Here is a 22,386-nt window from a genome sequence, read left to right as displayed (position 1 = left end):
TACCTGTACACCATCAGCGGTGATTCAAGGCCCGCAGGATTGCGGCACTTTCAGCATCCGGAGTGCCATCAAACTGCGATGGCCGGAAGCGCATCTGGAACGCGGCGATGACGTGCCGCGTGGCCACATCCAACTCGCCAGTCTGCGGCGTCTGGTAGCCCAGGCGCGCCAGCTCTTCCTGGAACCAGGTAATGCTTGGTAACTGCGCGGCGTACTGCACCTGGAACCGGGCCACTGCCTGGGCATCCGGCCACACGGCCAGACCTTCTGCCGCCAAGCGTTTCCAAGGGAACAACGGGCCTGGGTCCAGCTTGCGCAGTGGGGCGATGTCGCTGTGCCCGATGATGTTCTTGGGGTCGATGCCATTGCGCTTGCTGATGTCCTTGAGCAGCACGATCAGCGACTGCACCTGCGCTTCGGAATACGGGTACCACACACGCCCCGTGGGAGTATCACTGAACCCTGGGTTGACGATCTCGATGCCGATGGAGCTGGAATTGAGCCAGGTGCGCCCCATCCACTCGCTTTCCCCCGCGTGCCAGGCGCGCTGGCTTTCATCCACCAGCTTGTAGATGGTGCCGGAGGCGTCGTCGCCGATCAGGTAATGACTGCTGACCTGGCCATGGGTCAACAGCGCCAGGGAACGTTCAAGGTTGGTCGAGGTGTAATGCACCACAACGAACTGCACGCGGTTGTCGTGGTTAACCGAAGGATGGCTGGTGTTCAGGCGCGGGCCACTGGCGCAGCCGGCGAGCAGAAGAAACGCTAAAGCGATATACAAGGATTTCATGGCGAGAGGCATTACACTGAAAGACGATAATGCAACAGTGTAACGTACGGCTCACGGCCAAGCGGTCAAATTACAAAATGGAACATCTTTTATGCCGCCTGCACCTGATTACGTCCCGCAGCTTTTGCCCTGTAGAGCGCTTCATCGGCACGCTTGAGCGCCAGGTCACTGCGCTCGCCGGGTTGAAACTGCGCCACGCCCATGGACACCGTGATCGTTACCGGCTCACCCTTGAAGTGGAACGGGCACGCTGCAATAGCCTCACGCAATACTTCACCTACGGCCAAGGCATCCGCCAAGGCCGAGTCGGGCATTAGCAGCACAAACTCTTCACCCCCGAAACGCGCGATGAAGTCCGTCGGCCGCAGGCGCTTGCTCAGCACATTGGCGATGATCTTCAAGACTTTGTCCCCTGCCAGGTGACCGTAGCCGTCGTTGATGCGTTTGAAGTGGTCCAGGTCGAGCATGGCCAGCGACAGGCTGTTACCGCGCTGATGCCAGGCGTTGACTTCGTAATCGAGGCGTTCGCTCCACGCCGCACGGTTGGGCAACCCGGTGAGCGGATCGAGCAAGGCCTTCTGGCGTTGTACCTCCAGGTGCTCGCGGTAGCCCTGGGCCTCCTGCTCCATATGGGCCACGCGTTCAGCCAGACCTTTGAGGCGTGCGGCCACTTCCTGTTCGCGCAGGTCACGCTGTTGCTGGTGTTCATCCATGGTGCCGAGCAAGCCTTCAAGATGGCTTTCGAGCACCTGCTTGAGGCTGTCCAGGTCGGCAGCGTCCTGCACGCTGCTTTGCAGGCCGTCGACCTGCTCGCGAATCTGCGTGTCCAACTCCCGCGCGGCCAGGCTGCTGTCGGCGTGGCCCTCGCTGGCGACCTGCAGATGACCCTGGAATGCCTCGAGACGCTCGTTGAGCTGCTTGAGATAAGCCTCGAACTCATGCTGGCCACTGTCGGTGACCGCCAGCATCAGCACGGCCAGGTCATCCAGGATCGGGAGCAGTTCGTACCAATTCAAACCATGGGCGAGACGTTCACGCATCGCCTCGGCCTGGGGCTGGTGACGTTCAGGCAGGGAAAGGTCTTCCAGCAGGCCGAGCAAAGTGCCTTCAATGTGCTTGGCCACCGAACTATAGGACGGTTCAGGCGAATCAGGCAGGGCGTAGGTGCCGTCCGGTTGCAGTTCGTCGGGCTCGGGACCTTCCAGCACAGGGGGCAGCGACAGGCTGCCGATGGTGGTTTCATCCGGCGTTTCGACTGGAACCGGCGGCGGTTCGATAAAGGCGGCGAGTGCGCTTTCTTGAGCAGGCTCCGCAACCGGAGGCGCCTGCACGTCGGGTTCAGATAATTGCGCAGGCGCCGCAATCGACGGCAGCTCTGGAGCGTCGAATAACGGCGTGTCGCTGGCGACCTCTTGCCCTCCGGCCGCTGCAACAGGCGCAGGCTTCAAGGCCACGGGCGTAGGTGACAGCGGTGCAAAGGCACGCAAGGCTTGAGTCAATTCTTCCGATTGCGCAGGTTCTTCCGGTTCGGGCGCGGGTGTGGGCGCTGCAGGCTTTGGCGGTGCCAATTGCGCTGCCGGCAGTGGCTCCGCGTCAACCGGGAGCGCTTCACTGGCGGCCTCTTTACTACCGAACAGGCGTTGCAACAGACCCGGGCCTGGGCGTGCGGGTTCGCCTTCAGGCTCCAGATTATTCAGCGCCTGCCCCTGCAGGCTGCTCAGCTCACTGAGCAGCAGCGGTATCTCCCGCGCTTGCGCCACGCGACCATCGAGTTGCTTGGCGAAGGTTTTCAGCGGACGAGCCACCTCGCGGGGCAGCGGCAGCTTTTGCAACTGGGTGACCAAAGCGGTGAGCGCGGCGCTGATCTGGTCGACGCGGGTTTCGCGGCGCTGCTCCGAATCCAGCACGGCCTTTTCCAGGCGTGGCAGTAAAGCGGCGAGGGCAGCATCCATGTCGTCCGTGCGCACGACATCGCGCATTTCCTTCATGCATTGGTCGACAGCTCGGTCGGTGCCTTCGGCGGCCAGCGTGCTGCGCACCAGCCCGCGGCGCAGCAAATCGAGGCGGGCAGCCCAGCGGCGTTCGAGTTTGTCTTGTTGCTCGATGCTCTGGAGGTATTTCTCTTTCCAGCGCTGGGCGTCGTCGCTCATGCAAGGGGTCCGCGAGGGCCTGGGCTCAACGCGGGTAATGCATCAGCCGTGAGCGAACCCGGCAGACGAATCTCTACCGCGACCGGCAGGTGATCGGAAATGGGCTGCGCCAGCACTTGCACACTTTCCAGTGTGAGGCTTGGGCTGAGCAGGATATGGTCAAGACAGCGCTGCGGGCGCCAGCTGGGAAACGTGGCTTCGACTTGCGGCGCCAATAACCCAAGGTCGCGCAGCGGAGAATTCTGCAGCAGGTCGTTGGCATGGGTGTTCATGTCACCCATGAGCACCTGGTGCTTGTAGTTACCAATCAATTCACGCACGTAGGCCAGTTGCAGGTTGCGCGTACGCCCCCCGAGGGCCAGGTGCATCATCACCACCACCAAGGCTTCCGGGCCTTCGCCAAAACGCACAAGGATCGCCCCGCGCCCTTTGGGGCCTGGCAAGGGGTGATCTTCAATAGCCGTGGGTTTGAGGCGGCTGAGTACGCCATTGCTGTGCTGCGCCAGGCGCCCCAGGTTGCGGTTGAGTTGCTGATACCAGTACGGGAAGGCGCCCAGCTGAGCCAGGTGTTCCACCTGGTTGATATAGCCGGAGCGCAGGCTGCCGCCGTCGGCTTCCTGCAGGGCGACCAAGTCGAAGTCGCTGAGCAGGTCGCCGATTTTCTGCAGGTTACCGGTACGCCCCTTGTGGGGCAGCAGGTGCTGCCAGCCACGCGTGAGGTAATGCCGATACTTCTCGGTACTGTTGCCCACCTGGATATTGAAACTGAGCAGGCGCAAGCGGCTGTCTGCCGGCAGGCCTGTGGACTCCAGGTGATGCTCGTTGACCTGCGGTTCATGCAGGCCAACGACACGCTCAGTACCCCAGCGGCGCATGGCGAGCCCCTTACTTGGCAGCGCGTTCTTTGGCAATCAGTTGGTCAGCAACGTTGAGGGTCGCTTCAGGACCACCGGTGCTGCCCAGGTCGAAACGGTATTTGCCGTTGACGATCAGCGTGGGAACGCCTTGCACGCCGTACTTCTGCGCGAGTTCCTTGGCCTGTTTGATCTGGCCCTGGATAGCGAAAGAGTTGAAGGTCGCCAGGAACTTGTCCTTGTCGACACCTTGAGTAGCAACGAAGTCAGCCATTTCGTCCGGTTTGGTCAGGCGCTTGCCCTGTTTCTGGATCGCTTCGAAGACGGCGTTGTGGACCTTGTGCTCAACACCCATGGCTTCCAGGGTCAGGAACAGTTGGCCGTGGGCGTCCCATGGGCCACCGAACATGGCGGGAATGCGACGGAAGTTAACGTCCTTGGGCAGCTTTTCAGCCCATGGGTTGATAGTCGGCTCGAACGCGTAGCAATGCGGGCAACCGTACCAGAACAGCTCCACCACCTCGATCTTGCCGGGTACCGCAACCGGAACCGGATTAGACAGCTCAACATAGGTTTTACCGGCTTCAAGCGGCACATCGGCAGCTTGTGCGGTCATGCCGAAGAGGCTGGCAGTGACGAGAGCGGCGCTGAGGATCAGATTACGCATGCTTTACTCCTGGACAAATAAAGTCGCCTCACGCGACCTTTGTTGTGACAGGTCTACGCGGACATGAGTTCGTTAGTGTAACGGCAGCGGCCACAAAAAAGGGCGGCCTGAGCCACCCTTTTTATGCTTGCATCGCGGGATTAATCGAGCGTTAACGCCCAGCCCCGTCAGTGCAGGCCCTGGATATAACTGGAGAGGGCTGCGATGTCTTCGTCGCTCAGCTTGCGAGCGATGGTGCGCATGGTCATGGCGTCCCCATCGTTGGCCCGGCCGGCTTCTTCTTTGCGAAAGTCGGTCAACTGCTTGGCGATGTAGGTGGCGTGCTGGCCGCTCAGGTGCGGGAAGCCTGCGGCAGCGTTGCCTGCACCATTGGGCGAGTGGCAACCGGTGCAGGCAGGCAAGCCTTTTTCCAGGTTACCGCCACGGAACAACTGCTCTCCGCGGGCGACCAGTTTAGGGTCGGCAGCTCCCACGCTGCCCTTCTGGCTGGCAAAATACGCCGCGAGGTCCGCCAGGTCCTGATCGTTGAGATTGGTCAGCAGGCCGGTCATTTCCAGCACCGTGCGCTTGCCGTCCTTGATGTCGTGCATCTGCTTGCTCAGGTAACGTTCACCCTGGCCGGCCAGTTTGGGGAAGTTCGGCGCCGGGCTGTTACCATCCGGCCCGTGGCAGGCACCACACACGGCGGCCTTCGCTTGACCGGCAGTGGCATCACCTTTGACGGGGCCCTCTGCAGCGACGGCAGCGCCTGTGATGCCCAAGGTCAACAGCAGACTCACGATCAGTTTGTTCATCAGCTAATCCAACTACGGCTAAGGGTTTAAGAGTTATCTACCGGGTTTACTCACCATCAAATCAATGACGGCCTGGTAATCCTCAGTACTGCAGTCCATGCACAAACCACGCGGCGGCATTGCCTTGAAACCCTGGGTCACGCACTGCGTCAGCCTGACCATGCAAACTCGGTTGATCCTGTGTAGCCTGAGCGCCGTAAAGCGGAATCAGGGCAGCAGAAGCGAGCAACCGTCGGTCCATACATCGACCTATTCAGGGTTTGAGAGCGTTTTGCGTTCTAATGCGCAATAAAGGTCTTTCGCTCCCGTGAACCTCATCCTTCGCTGGGACAAAGCACACACAAAATCTGCGGCATTATATACTGGCGCTACTGAAACGGAAACGACACCGCTTGCCGCACCCTTTCTCGGCACCGCCCACATCGGAAATCTCATGCAACTCAAGAACCCCATCCTCGGCCTGTGCCAACAGTCCACCTTCATGCTCAGCGCCGCCAAAGTGGACCAATGCCCCGATGACGAGGGCTTTGAAGTCGCCTTTGCCGGCCGTTCCAACGCCGGTAAATCCAGCGCACTGAACACCCTGACTCACGCCAGCCTGGCGCGCACCTCGAAAACCCCGGGCCGCACGCAACTACTCAATTTCTTCAAGCTAGACGATGATCGGCGTCTGGTCGACCTGCCGGGCTACGGTTATGCAAAAGTACCTATCCCGCTGAAGCTGCACTGGCAGCGTCACCTTGAGGCTTACCTGGGTGGTCGCGAGAGTTTGAAGGGTTTGATTCTGATGATGGATATCCGTCATCCAATGACCGACTTCGACTTGCTGATGCTCGACTGGGCTGTCGCCAGCGGCATGCCGATGCACATTTTGCTGACCAAGGCTGACAAGCTCACCTACGGCGCAGCCAAGAACACCCTGCTCAAAGTGCAGTCCGAAATCCGTAAGGGCTGGGGCGATACCATCACGATTCAACTGTTCTCCGCCCCCAAGCGCATGGGCCTGGAAGAAGCCTACACCGTACTGGCCGGCTGGATGGAATTGGCGGACAAGGGCGCAGAAATCGCCGAATAACTTTTCTGCGGGCAAAAAAAACCCCGGACTTCTTTTGGGGAGGGGAAGTTCGGGGTTCAAGTTCCGGACCGCTAGGGCGGGGTCCGGAATTATCTGCCAACACTTAACACAACATAGGAGCATTGAAGGGCTTCACCACCCATTCAGTAACTCTGAGTGGCAGTTCACAGGTTAAGTTCCGACAGACTCAAAAAACTATTGGAAATAACTGACCCCCGTTTGCGCTCTAAACCGCTTCGCCACCACTGGCGATGATGGCAAAGCCGCAGAATCAGTGCGCCTCGTCCCAGTTATCGCCTACGCCTACGTCCACCACCAAAGGCACGTCCAACTGCGCCGCCGCGCTCATATGCTCGCGAATCTTCTCGCTGACCTGCGCGACCAAGTCTTCACGCACCTCCAGCACCAATTCGTCGTGCACTTGAAGGATAACCTTGGCATCCAGGCCCGACTCGGTCAGCCAGTTATCCACCTGCACCATGGCTTTCTTGATGATGTCCGCCGCCGTGCCCTGCATCGGCGCGTTGATCGCCGTGCGCTCGGCCGCCGCGCGCTCCTGGGGCTTGTTGGAGTTGATATCCGGCAAGTACAGCCGTCGTCCGAAGAACGTTTCGACATACCCCTGATCCGCCGCCTGGGCGCGGGTGCGCTCCATGTATTCGCGCACCCCTGGGTAGCGGGCGAAGTACACATCGATGTAAGCCTTGGCGGTCTTGGTATCGACGCCGATGTCCTTACCCAGCTTCTGGGCGCCCATGCCGTAAATCAGGCCGAAGTTGATCGCCTTGGCGCTGCGGCGCTGGTTGGACGTGACCTCATTCAACTCGACCTTGAACACTTCGGCCGCCGTGGCCGTATGCACGTCCAGGTCATTGCGGAAGGCGTTCATCAAGCCTTCGTCCTTGGACAAATGCGCCATGATCCGCAGCTCGATCTGCGAATAGTCCGCCGCTAGTAGCTTGTAACCCTTGGGCGCGACAAACGCCTGGCGAATGCGCCGCCCCTCGGCGGTGCGCACCGGGATGTTCTGCAGGTTCGGATCGCTGGAGGACAAGCGCCCGGTCGCCGCGACGGCCTGATGGTAGGACGTATGAATACGCCCGGTACGCGGGTTGATCTGTTCCGGCAGGCGGTCGGTATAGGTACTTTTGAGCTTGCTCATGCTGCGGTACTGCATCAGTACCTTGGGCAGCGGGAAATCATCCTCGGCCAGTTTGGCCAGTACTTCCTCAGCCGTGGACGCCTGGCCCTTGCCGGTTTTCTTCAGCACCGGCATGCCGAGCTTCTCGTACAGGATCGCCCCGAGCTGCTTGGGCGAACCCAGGTTGAATTCTTCACCGGCGATCTCGTACGCCTGGCGCTCCAGCTCGACCATCTTGTTACCCAGCTCGATGCTCTGGATGCCGAGCAGGTCCTTGTCTACCAGTGCGCCCTGGCGCTCGATGCGTGCCAGCACCGGCACCAGCGGCATCTCGATGTCCGTCAGCACACTGGCCAGGGTCGGGATCGCGGCCAGTTGCGCGTACAAGTGCTGATGCAGGCGCAAGGTCACGTCGGCATCTTCGGCCGCGTAGGGGCCGGCTTGCTCAAGGGCGATCTGGTCGAACGTGAGTTGCTTTGCACCTTTGCCGGCGATGTCTTGGAAGCTGACCGTGTCGTGGTCCAGGTACTTCTTCGCCAGACTGTCCATATCGTGCCGCGTCGCGGTGGAATTGAGCACGTAGGATTCGAGCATGGTGTCGAAGGCGATGCCGCGCACGGTAATGCCCTGGGCAGGGTCGCCGCCAATGGCGCAGTTGGCCAGGATGTTCATATCGAACTTGGCGTGCTGGCCCACCTTGAGTTTGGTCGGGTCTTCCAGCAGCGGTTTCAGGGCCAGCAGCACGGTGTCGCGGTCCAACTGATCCGGCGCGCCGATATAGGAATGGGTCAGCGGGATGTAGGCGGCTTCATGGGGCTGCACAGCAAACGAGACCCCGACCAATTGCGCCTGCTGGGCGTCGATGCCGGTAGTTTCGGTGTCGAAAGCAAACAACGGCGCATCGTGGAGTTTTTTCAGCCACACGTCGAAGGTGGCCTGGTCCAGAATGGTGGTGTAAACGGCCTCTACCGGTACCGATATAACAGCCTCGACCGGCATTTCGGCGGCAGGCGCAACTTCGCTCGCCGATTTGAGCTCGACACGCTTGGCATCGCGCTGGATCTCGTCGTACCAGCTTTTGAACTCAAGCAGCGTGTACAGCTCCAGCAGCTTTTCGCGATCCGGTTCGATCAGGTGCAAATCATCCAACCCGATATCCAGCGGCACATCGATCTTGATCGTCGCCAACTGATAAGACAGGAATGCCATCTCCTTATGCTCTTCCAGCTTGGCCGGCAGGGTCTTGGCCCCACGGATGGGCAGGGTCGGCACAATATCCAGCTGCTCATAAAGCTCTTTGAGGCCGCCATTGACCCCTACCAGCAAGCCAGAGGCGGTCTTGGGGCCAATGCCCGGAACGCCGGGAATGTTGTCGGACGAATCCCCCATCAACGCCAGATAGTCGATGATCTGCTCCGGAGCGACACCGAATTTCTCCTTAACGCCCTCGATGTCCATCGAGCTACCGGTCATGGTGTTGACCAAGGTAATGTGGCCGTCCACCAACTGCGCCATGTCTTTGTCACCGGTCGAGATCACCACCGGGCGGCTGGCGGCCGCGCTGCTGCGGGCCAGAGTGCCGATCACGTCATCGGCCTCAACGCCCTCGACGCACAGCAACGGGAAGCCAAGAGCGATCACGCTTTGATGCAGCGGCTCGATCTGCAGGCGCATGTCATCGGGCATGCTCGGGCGGTTGGCTTTGTATTCGGCGTACATCTCATCGCGAAACGTCCCACCCTTGGCGTCGAAAACCACGGCAAATGGGCTGTCCGGGTACTGCTTGCGCAGGCTTTTGAGCATGTTCAACACGCCCTTGACCGCACCGGTGGGCAGGCCTTTGGAGGTGGTCAGCGGTGGCAGCGCGTGGAAGGCGCGGTACAGATAAGAAGAACCGTCCACCAGGACGAGGGGCGCTTGGCTCATGAGCAGGATCAACCTTTTCGGCGGGTCAGGCGCTAGAATAGCCGGACCAATGAAAACAAAGGGACAAGGTTATCATGCGTACATTCAATCGCCTGCTGTTGACCGGTTTGATTGCACTCGCTCCGATGGCTGCCACGGCGGCAGACAGTGCCCCTGGAGGTGATCCGGAAGTTACCATTCGCACGGAAGGCGACAAAACCATCCAGGAATACCGCCAAAACGGCTTTCTGTACGCAATCAAAGTCACCCCGAAGGGCGCACCACCGTACTTTCTGGTACGTGCGGACGGCACCGACGCGAACTTCATCCGCTCTGACCAGCCGGATATGCTGATCCCGTCATGGAAGATCTTCGAATGGAAATGATTTCTTAATTTTAACCGGCGCTGCCCACCGCAGCGCCCGTAACGGCAGTTTTAACCATGTCTGTGTTCACCCCCCTGGCTCGGCCCGAGCTGGAAACCTTTCTCGCCCCTTACGGGCTCGGCCGCCTGCTTGATTTCCAGGGGATTGCCGCCGGCAGCGAAAACACCAATTTCTTTATCAGCCTGGAACAGGGTGAATTCGTCCTGACCCTGGTTGAGCGTGGCCCGGTGGCAGAAATGCCGTTCTTCATCGAACTGCTTGACGTGCTCCACGACGCCGATCTGCCTGTGCCGTACGCCCTGCGTACCACCGACGGTATCGCTTTGCGCGAACTCAAGGGCAAACCGGCCTTGCTGCAACCGCGCCTGGCGGGCAAGCACATCAAGGAGGCCAATGCGCAGCATTGCGCCCAGGTTGGCGAACTGCTCGGCCACCTGCACTTGGCCACCCAGGGCGAAAAGGTACTTGAACGCAAGACCGACCGCGGCCTGGCGTGGATGCTCAGCGAGGGCGCGCAGCTTATTTCGCACCTCAACGAGGCCCAGCAACGCCTGTTGCGCGATGCGCTGGCCGAGATCGACGCTCACAAGGCTGACATCCTCGGCCTGCCACGAGCGAATGTGCACGCCGATCTGTTTCGCGATAACGCGATGTTTGAAGGCACGCACCTGACGGGCCTGATCGACTTCTACAACGCCTGTTCGGGGCCGATGCTCTACGACGTGGCAATCGCCTTGAATGACTGGTGCTCGGATGCCGATGGCGTGATTGACGGTCACCGTGCCCGGGCGCTGCTGGGCGCTTACGCGGGGCTACGAGCGTTTACCGCGAAGGAAGCCGAGCTATGGCCGACCATGCTGCGCGTGGCGTGCGTACGGTTCTGGCTGTCCCGGCTGATCGCGGCCGAGTCATTTGCCGGGCAGGATGTGTTGATTCACGACCCGGCTGAGTTCGAGCATCGCCTGGCGCAGCGTCAGCAGGTCACGCTCCACCTACCGTTCGCGCTTTAAAAGACCGACTCGGTCAATGTGGGAGCTGGCTTGCCTGCGATAGCGGTATCAACTGAGCCAACGCTATCGCGGGCAAGCCCGCTCCCACAGGAGTTTTGTGTTACCTGTTAGAGCGACTCCAGGCAACCGGCCAGATCATTGCCGAGTTTTTCCAGCACCTGCTCATAACCCTGCGCGGTAGCCGGCGTATAGCCACCCAACGCATCCAATTCCGCCAACTTCACCGGCAACCCGGCCACCAGGGTTTCGGCCAAGCGAGGTCGCAACGGCGGCTCGCTAAACACGCAAGTCTTGCCCACTTCCTGCAAACGCGCGCGCATCGCCGCTACGTGCTGCGCGCCCGGCTGCACTTCGGCGGCCACGCTGAACACGCCAGCATGCTTCAAACCGTACGCCTCTTCGAAGTAATCAAAGGCTTCGTGGAACACGAAGTATGGTTTGCCATCAACGCCCGCCAAACGCTGCTTCAGGCGCGCATCCAGCGCGTTCAGGCGTTCTTCGAAGGCCTTCGCATTGCTCTGATAACGCTCGGCATTGGCTGGGTCGGCAGCGCTCAGATCGGCCGCCATCCGAGCGGCGATCACACGTGCATTGACCGTGGACAGCCACAGGTGCGCATCCACACTGCCTGGGCGGTGATCATGGTCATGTTCGTCGGCTTCATCGGCATGTGAATGGCTATCTTCGCCGAAGATGCGCAGTTTCATGCCTGGCAGGTCCTGCACGGCCACCGTTGGCGCCGTACGGCCTTTGAGCACACGCGGCAAAAACGTTTCCATGTCCGGCCCGATCCAGTACAGCAGGTCCACCGACTGCACACGCCGTACGTCGGATGGGCGTAAAGCGAAGTTGTGCGGCGACGCCCCCGGCGGCAGCAATACCTCTGGAACAGCCACGCCGTCCTGCACGGCAGCGGCAATCAGTTGCAACGGCTTGATGCTCGTCAGTACCTTGACCTCGGCCTGAGCGGCACCCGCAACGAACAAACTGGTGACAAATACGACAAAAACGGGAAAAAGTCGGGACACGATGACCACTCGATGGCGTAGGAACGGGTAACATAATAACGTCTCTATCAAATATCTGTCGCCGCTCATGCCTAAAACACCGCTTGCCAGCCGTCCCCACGACCACTCTCACTGCGTGCACACCGCATTGTCAGAGGCCGACACCCTGTGCGCAAAGAAAGGCTTGCGCCTGACTGCCTTGCGTCGCCGGGTGCTGGAGCTGGTGTGGCAGAGCCACAAGCCTTTGGGCGCGTACGACATTCTGGGCGTCCTCAGCGAGCAGGACGGCCGCCGCGCCGCGCCGCCCACCGTTTACCGTGCGTTGGATTTCCTGCTGGAAAACGGCCTGGTGCACCGTATCGCCTCGCTTAACGCCTTTGTCGGTTGCAACCACCCGGAGCACGCGCATCAGGGCCAGTTCTTGATCTGCCGCGAGTGCCACGCCGCCATTGAGCTTGAACAAAAAAGCATCAGCGACGCCATTATCAAAAGCTCTGCCGACGTCGGCTTCAAGGTCGAAGGGCAAACGGTCGAAGTGGTCGGCCTGTGCGCAGGCTGCCAGGGGGTTTGATGAGCAATGCGTTAATCCGCCTGGAGCAGGTCGGGGTCACGTTCGCCGGGCAAAACGTGCTGGAGAACATCGCACTGAGCGTGGAACCGGGGCAAATCGTCACCCTGATCGGCCCCAACGGCGCCGGCAAAACCACCTTGGTGCGCGCCGTGCTCGGGCTGCTCAAGCCCCACAGCGGCACGGTTTGGCGCAAGCCCAAGCTGCGCGTGGGCTATATGCCGCAAAAGCTGCACGTGGACCCGACATTGCCGCTCTCCGTATTGCGCTTCCTGCGCCTGGTGCCTGGCGTAGACCGCGCCCGCGCCCAGGCTGCGCTTAAGGAAGTCGGCGCCGAACACGTCATCGACAACCCGGTGCAAAGCATCTCCGGTGGCGAAATGCAGCGCGTGCTGCTGGCCCGCGCCCTGCTGCGCGAGCCCGAGCTGCTGGTACTCGATGAACCCGTGCAAGGTGTCGATGTCGCCGGCCAGGCCGAGCTGTACAGCCTGATCACCCGCCTGCGCGACCGCCATGGTTGCGGCGTACTGATGGTCTCCCACGACTTGCACCTGGTCATGAGCACCACCGACCAAGTGGTCTGCCTCAACCGCCACGTGTGCTGCTCCGGCCACCCGGAACAGGTCAGTGGCGACCCGGCGTTCGTGGAGCTGTTCGGCAAGAACGCCCAGAGCCTGGCGATCTACCATCACCACCATGACCACGCCCATGACCTGCATGGCGCCGTCGTCGATACCCCCCACGTTCATGGAGATAGCTGCAAGCATGGCTGATTTTCTGCTCTACGCCCTGCTGGCAGGCTTGGCTTTGGCACTGGTGGCGGGCCCATTGGGCTCGTTCGTGGTGTGGCGACGCATGGCCTATTTCGGCGACACCTTGTCCCATGCTGCCTTGCTGGGCGTGGCCATGGGCTTTCTGCTGGATGTAAGCCCGGCCATCGCCGTGACCGTCGGCTGCCTGCTGCTAGCCGTGCTGCTGGTGACCCTGCAGCAACGCCAGCCACTGGCTTCCGACACACTGCTGGGCATCCTTGCGCCCAGTACCTTGTCTCTGGGCCTGGTGGTGCTGAGCTTCATGCATGAAGTGCGCATCGACCTGATGGCCTACCTGTTCGGCGACCTGCTGGCGATCAGCCCGACCGACCTGGCCTGGATCCTCGGCGGCAGCGCTGCGGTGCTGGCGTTGCTGGTGGCCCTGTGGCGCCCGTTGCTGGCGATCACCGTGCATGAAGAACTGGCCAAGGTAGAAGGCTTGCCCGTCGCAGGCCTGCGTATGGCCTTGATGTTGCTCATCGCCGTGGTGATTGCTGTCGCGATGAAGATTGTCGGCGTATTGTTGATCACGTCGCTGCTGATCATTCCAGCCGCCGCCGCCCAGCGCCACGCTCGCTCTCCGGAGCAGATGGCGATGGGCGCCAGCCTCCTGGGGATGCTTGCAGTGTGTGGTGGCCTGGCGCTGTCCTGGTTCAAGGACACACCGGCCGGGCCGTCGATTGTGGTTACGGCGGCCGCCCTGTTTCTGCTGAGTTTTGTCCTGCCCCGTCGAGGGGTGTAGACTTGCTCGCTTTTTGCGCAAATAGAGAGTCGCAGGAATGAAGCCGTTCACCTCCCGTTATCTGCTCCTTGCCGCATTTTCACTGCTGCTGGGCGCCTGCCAAAGTACGCCGCCCGCTGCCCCCCAGGCTCCGGATCCGCGGGCTGCGGCCATCGCGCAGCTGGAACAAAACCTGGCCAGCAGCGAATTGGCCACCGCCGAAGACCAGCTGGCTGCATTGCAGGCCCAATCGCCCAACGACCCGGCACTTGAGGCCTACCAGCGTCAATTGGCCGAAGCCTACCTGCAACGCAGCCAGATCGTGTTGCAAAAAGGCGACGTCAACGCTGCCGCCACGGCCCTGAGCCGCGCCCGCGCCTTGATGCCCAAGGCCCCTGCGCTGACCGGTGGCGTCAACAGCGCCATCAGCCATGCGCGCAAAGCCGAATTGGACCAGGCAGAAGCTGCGTTGAAAGCCGCTGAGGCCAAGCCTGCCGCCAAGGTCATCGACCCGGCAGCGCCGAGCACCACCGTGGCGCTGAACCTTGCGGATGTTGAAGACATGCGCCATCAGTTGGACGCCATCGCCACCGATGTGGTGAATTACCAGTGCGACGTCAGCATCCAGGTGCCACGCACCCAGGATTACCCGTGGCTGGCCACGTTACTGACCAAGCGGGTCAAGCGGATTGATTCGGGGTATGACCTGAAGATTCACCGGCAAATCCTGAAACATATTCCGGCGCAGGTTGTGCTGATTCCGCGCAAGGCAGACTAAAAGCATCGCAGGCAAGCCAGCTCCCACATTTGAACAGTGTGGGAGCTGGCTTGCCTGCGATGACGACCTAACAAACAACCGATAAGTTAAGCCGGAATCGCCTTGGATTTCGGCTCACGCTCCCACACCCGATGCTGGGCAATCGCCGCAAAAAACGCTTTGAACGCCTTGGCATCCGCGCCCACGATCAACCCCGCATCCTCCTCCAGTTTCAGCAGGTCCAGCAACGGCTTCACATCGCTGGCTACCGCAATCGCCTTCAGGTGTTTGTAGGCTTCCAGTACGTAATGCAACGCCACGCCATCACCGCTCAGCGCCTTCACGGACTCTTTGCCACCCGGGATAAACACTGCGTCGAAGGCAATGGACGGCATGCCTTCCATGGAGGCGTCGACCGGCAGCGTCTTGCCCTGCGCGGTGGTTACCGGCGCCGAAGTAGGCCCCAGCAACTTGGCATGGGCGCCTTCAGCTTCAAGCGCGGCTTTTAACGCGTCAATGGCCGCACCATCAACGCCGTTGGCTGCCAGAATCGCCACTTTGCGCGTTTTGATATCACCCGATAGCAAATTCACCTGGCTCAAGGCTGGCGATTCTTTCAACGACGTTTCACGGGCAGGCACGGTGCCCTTGGTGGGCGCCGGCAAGCCGAGGTTCTGCGCAACGCGCTTGGCCAGCTCCAGGTCGATATTGGCCAGGATCTCGTTGACCTGGCGCGCACGGATGAACTCGCGCTCCACCTTGCCCAGCTCAAAACTGTAGGCCGCGATAATGTGCTCTTTCTCGTGGTGGCTCATGCTGTTGTAGAACAGCGTCGCCTGGGAGAAATGGTCACCGAAGGATTCGCTGCGCTCACGTACTTTGTTGGCATCGACGCGCTCGTAGTAGGACTCAAAGCCACCATCGGTAGGACCAGCAGGGGTTTCTTTCGGCCAACCACCATCAATAGAGTTTGGCTCGTAGGACGCACGACCCTTATCAATCACGGTGCGATGCTGAGCGTCGCGCTGGCCGTTATGGAAAGGCACGACAGGCCGGTTGATTGGAATCTCATGAAAGTTCGGCCCGCCCAGTCGGCTGATCTGGGTATCGGTGTAGGAAAACAGACGGCCCTGCAGCAATGGGTCGTTGGTGAAGTCGATGCCCGGCACGATGTGGCCCGGGCAGAACGCAACCTGCTCGACTTCAGCGAAGAAGTTGTCCGGGTTACGGTTGAGCACCATTTTGCCCAGCGGCGTGATCGGTACCAGTTCTTCTGGAATGATCTTGGTCGGGTCGAGCAAGTCGAAATCAAACTTGTGCTCGTCTTCTTCGGCCACGATCTGTACGCCCAGCTCCCACTCGGGGTAATCGCCGCTTTCAATCGCTTCCCACAGGTCACGACGGTGGTAGTCCGTATCTTTACCGGCCAGCTTTTGCGCCTCATCCCATACCAGCGAGCAGGTGCCGACTTTTGGACGCCAGTGGAACTTCACGAAGCTGGACTTACCTTCGGTATTGATCAAACGGAAGGTGTGTACCCCAAAGCCCTGCATGGCGCGCAGGCTTTTTGGAATGGCGCGGTCGGACATGGCCCAGATCACCATGTGCGCGGATTCCGGTTGCAGCGAAACAAAGTCCCAGAACGTATCGTGGGCCGAACCGCCGGTAGGAATCTCGTTATGAGGCTCGGGTTTCACCGCGTGGACGAAGTCAGGAAATTTGATCGCATCCTGGATGAAGAACACCGGCATGTTGTTGCCCACCAGGTCGAAGTTGCCTTCGTCGGTGAAGAACTTCACGGCAAAACCGCGAACGTCACGCACGGTGTCGCCGGAGCCACGCGGGCCCTGCACCGTGGAAAAACGCGCGAACACCGGGGTTTTATGCTCAGGCGTGCGCAGGAAACCTGCCTTGGTCAGCGCCGAATGGTCGCCGTAACTCTGGAAATAGCCATGGGCCCCCGTACCACGGGCATGCACGATGCGCTCAGGGATGCGTTCATGGTCGAAGTGCGTGATCTTTTCACGCATGATGAAGTCTTCCAGCAGCGACGGGCCGCGAGCGCCGACTTTCAGGCTGTTCTGGTTATCGGAAATTTTCACGCCCTGGTTGGTGCGCAGGGCCTGGCCGGTTGCATCGGAACGGAATTCTTCCAACGCCTGCAGCTTGGCGTTGGTGTTGCCACGGTCCAGGGTATCAGTGCCCGCGAGTTCACTCTTCGGCGGGGTGGCTGGCTTCTTGGTACTCATCAGTCAAAACTCCTTATTCAAAGTGGCCAGAGCGGTCCCCGGCTCGTTTGAGCAAAACCCCAGGCACGGCACCTGGGAAATCGAGTTGCTTAAGTAGTGACTGACTGGGTTTTGCACCGTTCCTTTTTTATGACCTTTGATCGCGTTATTGCCAAATGACTGGATGAATACGAAATAAATGCTAAGAAACGCTATACGGACAGGCTAAAATGCGCGCCCGGCTAACCGCTGATCCCTTTTCAATGCGCCCCACAAGGTTCGCTACGTGATCGAGTTTCAAAACGTCCATAAAACCTACCGCGTCGCCGGTAAGGATATCCCCGCCCTGCACCCCACCAGCCTGCGCGTCGCCAACGGCCAAGTGTTCGGCCTGATTGGCCACTCGGGTGCGGGTAAAAGCACACTGCTGCGCCTGATCAACCGCCTGGAAGAACCCAGCGGCGGGCAGATCACGGTCGACGGTGAAGAAGTCACCGCCCTGGATGCCAACGGCCTGCGCCGCTTCCGTCAGCAGGTCGGGATGATCTTCCAGCACTTCAACTTGCTGGCGTCCAAGACCGTGGCCGACAACGTCGCGCTGCCGCTGACGCTCGCCGGTGAACTGTCGCGCAAGGAAATCGACCAACGTGTGGCTGAGCTGCTCGCCCGCGTCGGCTTGTCGGACCACGCCAAGAAGTACCCGGCGCAGTTGTCCGGCGGCCAGAAACAGCGCGTCGGCATCGCCCGAGCCCTGGCGACCAAGCCAAAAATCCTGCTGTGCGACGAAGCCACCAGCGCCCTCGACCCGCAAACCACGGCATCGGTCCTGCAACTGCTGGCCGAGATCAACCGCGAGCTGAACCTGACCATCGTGTTGATCACCCATGAAATGGACGTGATCCGCCGCGTATGCGACCAAGTCGCGGTGATGGACGCGGGGGTGATCGTCGAGCAAGGCTCGGTGGCCGACGTGTTCCTGCACCCCAAGCACCCGACCACCAAACGCTTCGTACAAGAAGCCGAACAGGTGGACGAAGGCGAGCAGCGCGACGACTTTGCCCATGTGCCAGGCCGTATCGTGCGCCTGACGTTCCAAGGGGACGCGACCTACGCGCCACTGCTGGGTACCGTCGCACGGGAAACCGGTGTGGACTACAGCATTCTTGCCGGTCGTATCGACCGCATCAAAGACATCCCTTACGGGCAACTGACCCTCGCCGTCACCGGCGGTGACATGGAAGCTGCGTTTGCACGCTTCACCGCCGCAGACGTTCACATGGAGGTGCTGCGCTGATGGACGTGTTCCTAAGTTTCTTCGCCAATATCGACTGGTCTGAAATCTGGCTCGCCACCGGCGACACTATGACCATGCTGTTCGGCTCGCTGTTCTTCACCGTGCTGCTGGGCCTGCCTCTGGGCGTGCTGTTGTTCCTGACCAGCCCGCGCCAGCTGTTCGAACAAAAAGGCCTGTACGCGCTGTTGTCGCTGATCGTGAATATCTTGCGCTCGCTGCCGTTCATCATTCTGTTGATCGTGATGATTCCGTTCACGGTACTGATCACCGGCACGTCGCTGGGTGTTGCCGGTGCGATCCCACCGTTGGTCGTCGGCGCTACGCCATTCTTTGCGCGCCTGGTGGAAACCGCACTGCGCGAAGTGGACCGTGGCATCATCGAAGCCACCCAGTCCATGGGCGCCACCACCCGCCAGATCATCACCAATGCCCTATTGCCCGAGGCCCGCCCTGGCATCTTCGCGGCGATTACGGTGACGGCTATTACACTGGTTTCCTACACCGCGATGGCTGGTGTGGTCGGTGCTGGCGGCCTGGGCGACCTGGCAATCCGTTTTGGCTACCAGCGCTTCCAGACCGATGTGATGGTGGTCACTGTGGTGATGCTGTTGATTCTGGTGCAAATTCTGCAAACCGTCGGCGACCGGCTGGTGGTGCACTTTTCTCGTAAATAACGGCCATTGCCGGCGCGCAGCCGGCAGATGCCCGAACAAGGAGCTTGCTGGATGAAAAAACTACTGGTTGCCTTCGCCGCCGTGGCTGCGTTTTCCGCCCACGCCGAGACCATTACGGTCGCTGCTTCGCCGGTGCCTCACGCCGAAATCCTCGAATTCGTGAAGCCTGCCCTGGCCAAAGAAGGCGTGGACCTGAAGGTCAAAGTCTTCACCGACTACGTGCAGCCGAACGTACAGGTGGCTGAAAAGCGCCTGGATGCCAACTTCTTCCAGCACCAGCCGTACCTGGATGAATTCAACAAAGCCAAAGGCACTCACCTGGTGAGCGTCGGCGCTGTGCACCTGGAACCACTGGGCGCTTACTCCAGCAAGTACAAAAAACTGGCCGACCTGCCTGACGGCGCCAACGTGGTGATCCCGAACGACGCCACCAACGGCGGCCGTGCGCTGTTGCTGCTGGCCAAGAACGGCCTGATCACCCTGAAGGACCCGACCAACATCCTGTCGACCATCAAGGACATCACCGGCAACGATAAAAACCTGAAATTCCGTGAACTGGAAGCCGCTACCTTGCCGCGCGTGCTGACCCAGGTCGATCTGGCGCTGATCAACACCAACTACGCCCTGGAAGCCAAGCTGGACCCATCCAAGGATGCACTGGTGATCGAAGGCAGCGACTCGCCTTACGTGAACATCCTGGTGACCCGCGAAGACAACAAGGATGCAGACGCGGTGAAGAAGCTGGTTGCAGCCTTGCACACGCCTGAAGTGAAGAAATTCATCGAAGAGAAGTACAAAGGCGCGATCAAGCCAGCGTTCTGATCTCTCCTGATCTGATCGTTCCCACGCTCCGCGTGGGAACGCCTCTTGTGACGCTCTGCGTCACGCTTGGGGACGCAGAGCGTCCCTAACTGCATTCCCACGCAGAGCGTTGGAACGATCATCAGGTGCTCACTTGCGCTGTAGCAACCCCGGCAACTGCGCCACCAGCTTCTGGTTGTTCAATGGCGCACGAATAAACCCACGCTGAGTACCATCCGGGCCGATCAGTGCCAGGTTACCGCTGTGGTCGACGGTGTAGTTCGGCTTGCTGGTATCCGCCGGAATGAAGGGAATGCTCACCGCATTCGAAACCTTCTGTACATCCTCCACATTCGCGCCAGTCAGGCCTTGGAACTGTGGGTCGAAGTAACCCAGGTACTGCTTGAGCTGCGCCGGGGTATCGCGGTTCGGATCGACGCTCACCAGGATCACCTGCAACTTATCCACAGCCTCTTTGGGCAGTTCGCTCTTGATCTGGCGAAGCTGGGCGAGGGTGGTCGGGCAGATATCCGGGCAGAAGGTGTAACCGAAAAACAGCAGGCTCCACTTGCCCTTCAACTCATTGACCACCACCGGCTGACCTTCCTGGTCAGTCATGGTCACCGCTGGCAACTGGCGGCTTTGCGGCAGCAGAATGATGCCGGCGTCGATCAGCGCAGTGGGGTCGCCCTGGCCTTTGCCCGAGAGCACTTTGTTGACGGTCAGGCCCATGATCAACGCCACCAGGGCCACGAGGATGAAGACGGTTTTTTGAGTTCGAGTCATAGGTTCAACAATAAGTAGTGGTCTACGAGCAGGGCGATAAACAGCAGCAGCAAGTACCAGATAGAGTACTTGAACGTGTTGATCGCCGCGTGCGGCTGGCTGCCACGGTACAACACCCAGGCCCATTGCAGAAAGCGCGCCCCCAATACCAGCGCAAAGCCCAAGTAGAGCAGCCCGCTCATGTGGATAACGTAGGGCATCAGGCTCACCGCCAGCAGGGCGAAGGTGTACAGCAGGATATGCACCTTGGTGTAGTGCTCGCCATGGGTAACCGGCAGCATCGGGATGTCGGCCTTGGCGTATTCCTCTTTGCGGTGAATAGCCAGGGCCCAGAAGTGTGGCGGAGTCCAGGCGAAGATGATCAGCACCAGCAGCAAGGGTTCGGCACTCACATGCCCAGTGACAGCCACCCAACCCAGCAGCGGCGGCGCCGCACCGGCCAGACCGCCGATGACAATATTCTGCGGCGTCGCTCGCTTGAGAAAGCCGGTGTAGATCACCGCATAACCCAGCAGCGAAGCCAAGGTCAGCCAGGCCGCCAGCGGGTTGGTGAACACCAGCAGCAGGGCCAATCCTGCAATAGCCAGGAACAACGCAAACGCTAACGCAGCCATCGGCGAGACACGCCCCTCAGCCATCGGCCGCTTGTGAGTGCGCGCCATCACGGCATCAATCCGTCGATCCACTACATGATTGACCGCCGCCGCGCCGCCGGCACACAGGGCAATGCCGAGGTTGCCGAACACCAGCACTGTCCAGGGCACACCGGCGCGGGTGGCAAGGAACATGCCCACCAGCGAAGTGATCAGCATCAGCACCACTACTTTGGGCTTGGTCAGCTCCAAATAGTCACGCCAGATCGCCCGGTCGCGACGTGCGCCGATCACGGCCGCCATGGCAGTTCTCCTTTAAGGGTGATCAGGCCTGACACCTGTTTGCGCGGGATAAAACGCCAGCCGAACAGGCGCGGGTGACGCACCCGAACCAGGCTGGTGCGCGCGTGATAATTGACCAGCACCAGCGTCATCAACAACGTTGCCCCGCCAGCGTTGTGCGCGACCGCCACCGGCAGCGGCAGGCCGAACGCCACATTGCTCACCCCCAGGCAGATCTGCGCGGCCAGGGCGATCAACAACAAGCCGGCCAGGCGCGTCATCCCCACTGCCCGCAGTTGCCAGGCCAAACCGAGCAGCACCAGCGTGACCAGCACGGCGCCGATGCGATGCGTCAGGTGGATGGCGGTGCGCGCTTCGCTGTCGAGCTGGCCCCCCAGGTAATTGGGGCCGATGTGCTGGGTCAGGTGAAAACCATTGGCGAAGTCCGCTGCCGGCCACCATTGGCCGTGGCAGGTGGGCAAATCGACACAGGCCACCGCGGCGTAGTTGGAACTGACCCAGCCGCCCAGGGCGATCTGCCCGATCACCAGCACCAGGCCCGCCGTTGCCCAATATTGCAGGCGCTTGGGCACGACCAGCGCCGGTAGTACGCCGGACAGCCGCAGGGTCAGCAGAAACAGCAGGCTCAAGGTCGCAAAGCCGCCCAAAAGATGCCCTGTGACCACTTGCGGCCAGAGCTTCAAGGTCACGGTCCACATGCCAAACGCCGCTTGGGCGAACACCACCGTCAGCAGGAACAGCGGCAGCTTCACCGGCTGGCCCGGATCGCGTCGATGACGCCACGAACGCGCCGCCAGCAGCGCGATCAACAGGCCCAGGCTGCCCGCGAAGTAGCGATGGGTCATCTCGGCCCAACCTTTGTCGGCCTCCACTGGCGTGTCGGGAAAGTGCAACTCGGCATGAGCCAGTTGGGCTTCGCTTTGCGGCACGCTGATAAAGCCATAGCAGCCCGGCCAGTCCGGGCAGCCGAGGCCGGCGTGGGTCAGGCGGGTATAGGCACCGAGCAGCACGACAAACAACGCCAGTAACGTGGCAAACAGCGCGAGGCGAAATCCAGGCTTGGCCATGAG

21 protein-coding genes and 1 pseudogene are annotated in these 22,386 nt (G+C 60.6%); 10 read left to right on the top strand and 12 right to left on the bottom strand.

From position 1 onward, the window contains the following. Positions 1 to 13 precede the first annotated feature (13 nt). From RHM69_RS21655 to RHM69_RS21630, 6 genes and pseudogenes are all read right to left on the bottom strand, one after another. Positions 14 to 790: an N-acetylmuramoyl-L-alanine amidase gene (locus RHM69_RS21655; protein WP_200600577.1), complete on the bottom strand. Its 777-nt coding sequence runs from the start codon at positions 788 to 790 to the stop codon at positions 14 to 16. A gap of 89 nt (positions 791 to 879) precedes the next feature. After that, the gene (locus RHM69_RS21650; RefSeq protein WP_014716343.1) at positions 880 to 2,940 is read right to left on the bottom strand and encodes a GGDEF domain-containing protein; all 2,061 of its coding nucleotides are present in this window, start codon (positions 2,938 to 2,940) and stop codon (positions 880 to 882) included. Next, positions 2,937 to 3,815 (bottom strand): endonuclease/exonuclease/phosphatase family protein, encoded by an 879-nt coding sequence (locus RHM69_RS21645; RefSeq protein WP_003187377.1) that lies wholly within the window; start codon positions 3,813 to 3,815, stop codon positions 2,937 to 2,939. Before RHM69_RS21645 ends, RHM69_RS21650 begins: the two co-directional genes overlap by 4 nt. A gap of 10 nt (positions 3,816 to 3,825) precedes the next feature. Further along, positions 3,826 to 4,461 carry a thiol:disulfide interchange protein DsbA gene (gene dsbA / locus RHM69_RS21640; RefSeq protein ID WP_014716341.1) on the bottom strand — a complete coding sequence of 212 codons (636 nt, stop codon included), beginning with the start codon at positions 4,459 to 4,461 and terminating at the stop codon, positions 3,826 to 3,828. Between the two features lie 167 nt (positions 4,462 to 4,628). After that, positions 4,629 to 5,255: a c-type cytochrome gene (locus RHM69_RS21635; protein WP_014716340.1), complete on the bottom strand. Its 627-nt coding sequence runs from the start codon at positions 5,253 to 5,255 to the stop codon at positions 4,629 to 4,631. Between the two features lie 33 nt (positions 5,256 to 5,288). Continuing rightward, positions 5,289 to 5,496, bottom strand: a pseudogene (locus RHM69_RS21630) (cytochrome). A 192-nt stretch (positions 5,497 to 5,688) separates the two neighbouring features. Between RHM69_RS21630 and yihA the strand changes: the two are divergent. Then, entirely contained in the window at positions 5,689 to 6,330 is a 642-nt protein-coding gene (gene yihA, locus RHM69_RS21625) for a ribosome biogenesis GTP-binding protein YihA/YsxC (protein ID WP_003187369.1), read from the top strand. Positions 6,331 to 6,601: 271 nt separating this feature from the next. Here yihA and polA read toward each other — a convergent pair whose 3' ends face one another. After that, positions 6,602 to 9,397: a DNA polymerase I gene (gene polA, locus RHM69_RS21620; RefSeq protein WP_038448371.1), complete on the bottom strand. Its 2,796-nt coding sequence runs from the start codon at positions 9,395 to 9,397 to the stop codon at positions 6,602 to 6,604. 74 nt (positions 9,398 to 9,471) lie between these two features. On the opposite strand from polA, the gene RHM69_RS21615 reads away from it, so the two are divergent. Beyond that, positions 9,472 to 9,762, top strand: coding sequence for a DUF2782 domain-containing protein (locus tag RHM69_RS21615; protein ID WP_014716338.1), 291 nt, complete (start codon positions 9,472 to 9,474; stop codon positions 9,760 to 9,762). Between the two features lie 56 nt (positions 9,763 to 9,818). Further along, on the top strand, positions 9,819 to 10,772 hold the full coding sequence (locus RHM69_RS21610) for a homoserine kinase (RefSeq protein ID WP_014716337.1): 954 nt from the start codon (positions 9,819 to 9,821) through the stop codon (positions 10,770 to 10,772). A gap of 107 nt (positions 10,773 to 10,879) precedes the next feature. Here the strand turns inward: RHM69_RS21610 and RHM69_RS21605 are convergent, their stop codons facing one another. Beyond that, entirely contained in the window at positions 10,880 to 11,809 is a 930-nt protein-coding gene (locus RHM69_RS21605; RefSeq protein WP_003187364.1) for a zinc ABC transporter substrate-binding protein, read from the bottom strand. A gap of 58 nt (positions 11,810 to 11,867) precedes the next feature. Between RHM69_RS21605 and zur the strand changes: the two genes are divergently transcribed. From zur to RHM69_RS21585, 4 genes are read left to right on the top strand one after another with little or no spacing between them, the layout of a single operon-like run. Then, positions 11,868 to 12,350, top strand: a complete 483-nt coding sequence (gene zur / locus RHM69_RS21600; protein WP_014716336.1) for a zinc uptake transcriptional repressor Zur — start codon at positions 11,868 to 11,870, stop codon at positions 12,348 to 12,350. Then, entirely contained in the window at positions 12,350 to 13,120 is a 771-nt protein-coding gene (znuC, locus tag RHM69_RS21595; RefSeq protein WP_003187361.1) for a zinc ABC transporter ATP-binding protein ZnuC, read from the top strand. The genes zur and znuC overlap by 1 nt, the downstream gene beginning before the upstream one ends. After that, entirely contained in the window at positions 13,113 to 13,901 is a 789-nt protein-coding gene (znuB, locus tag RHM69_RS21590) for a zinc ABC transporter permease subunit ZnuB (protein ID WP_200600576.1), read from the top strand. Before znuC ends, znuB begins: the two co-directional genes overlap by 8 nt. Before the next feature lie 37 nt (positions 13,902 to 13,938). After that, positions 13,939 to 14,658 carry a PA5502 family lipoprotein gene (locus RHM69_RS21585; protein ID WP_014716334.1) on the top strand — a complete coding sequence of 240 codons (720 nt, stop codon included), beginning with the start codon at positions 13,939 to 13,941 and terminating at the stop codon, positions 14,656 to 14,658. Between the two features lie 86 nt (positions 14,659 to 14,744). On the opposite strand, the gene katE is transcribed toward RHM69_RS21585, so the two are convergent. Beyond that, positions 14,745 to 16,886 carry a catalase HPII gene (gene katE, locus RHM69_RS21580; RefSeq protein ID WP_060766945.1) on the bottom strand — a complete coding sequence of 714 codons (2,142 nt, stop codon included), beginning with the start codon at positions 16,884 to 16,886 and terminating at the stop codon, positions 14,745 to 14,747. A gap of 265 nt (positions 16,887 to 17,151) precedes the next feature. Here katE and RHM69_RS21575 point away from each other — a divergent pair, with 265 nt between their 5' ends. Genes RHM69_RS21575 through RHM69_RS21565 form a run of 3 tightly spaced genes read left to right on the top strand, consistent with a single transcriptional unit; the run spans position 17,152 to position 19,655 of the window. After that, positions 17,152 to 18,159: a methionine ABC transporter ATP-binding protein gene (locus RHM69_RS21575; protein ID WP_014716332.1), complete on the top strand. Its 1,008-nt coding sequence runs from the start codon at positions 17,152 to 17,154 to the stop codon at positions 18,157 to 18,159. After that, positions 18,159 to 18,833: a methionine ABC transporter permease gene (locus tag RHM69_RS21570; RefSeq protein ID WP_200600575.1), complete on the top strand. Its 675-nt coding sequence runs from the start codon at positions 18,159 to 18,161 to the stop codon at positions 18,831 to 18,833. The genes RHM69_RS21575 and RHM69_RS21570 overlap by 1 nt, the downstream gene beginning before the upstream one ends. Before the next feature lie 51 nt (positions 18,834 to 18,884). Next, positions 18,885 to 19,655 (top strand): MetQ/NlpA family ABC transporter substrate-binding protein, encoded by a 771-nt coding sequence (locus RHM69_RS21565; protein ID WP_003187353.1) that lies wholly within the window; start codon positions 18,885 to 18,887, stop codon positions 19,653 to 19,655. Between the two features lie 129 nt (positions 19,656 to 19,784). Here RHM69_RS21565 and RHM69_RS21560 read toward each other — a convergent pair whose 3' ends face one another. The 3 genes from RHM69_RS21560 to RHM69_RS21550 are packed head-to-tail and all read right to left on the bottom strand — an operon-like array spanning position 19,785 to position 22,383. Next, positions 19,785 to 20,420 (bottom strand): SCO family protein, encoded by a 636-nt coding sequence (locus RHM69_RS21560; RefSeq protein WP_014716330.1) that lies wholly within the window; start codon positions 20,418 to 20,420, stop codon positions 19,785 to 19,787. Continuing rightward, positions 20,417 to 21,316, bottom strand: a complete 900-nt coding sequence (gene cyoE, locus RHM69_RS21555) for a heme o synthase (RefSeq protein ID WP_038448365.1) — start codon at positions 21,314 to 21,316, stop codon at positions 20,417 to 20,419. Before cyoE ends, RHM69_RS21560 begins: the two co-directional genes overlap by 4 nt. Continuing rightward, positions 21,304 to 22,383, bottom strand: coding sequence for a COX15/CtaA family protein (locus RHM69_RS21550; protein WP_014716328.1), 1,080 nt, complete (start codon positions 22,381 to 22,383; stop codon positions 21,304 to 21,306). The genes cyoE and RHM69_RS21550 overlap by 13 nt, the downstream gene beginning before the upstream one ends. Positions 22,384 to 22,386: the final 3 nt, after the last annotated feature.

This window comes from Pseudomonas sp. CCI1.1, from assembly GCF_034348165.1.
GTDB lineage: Bacteria > Pseudomonadota > Gammaproteobacteria > Pseudomonadales > Pseudomonadaceae > Aquipseudomonas > Aquipseudomonas paracarnis.
Note: the sequence above shows the minus strand (reverse complement) of the source record. Positions and strands in the feature narration are given on the sequence as shown.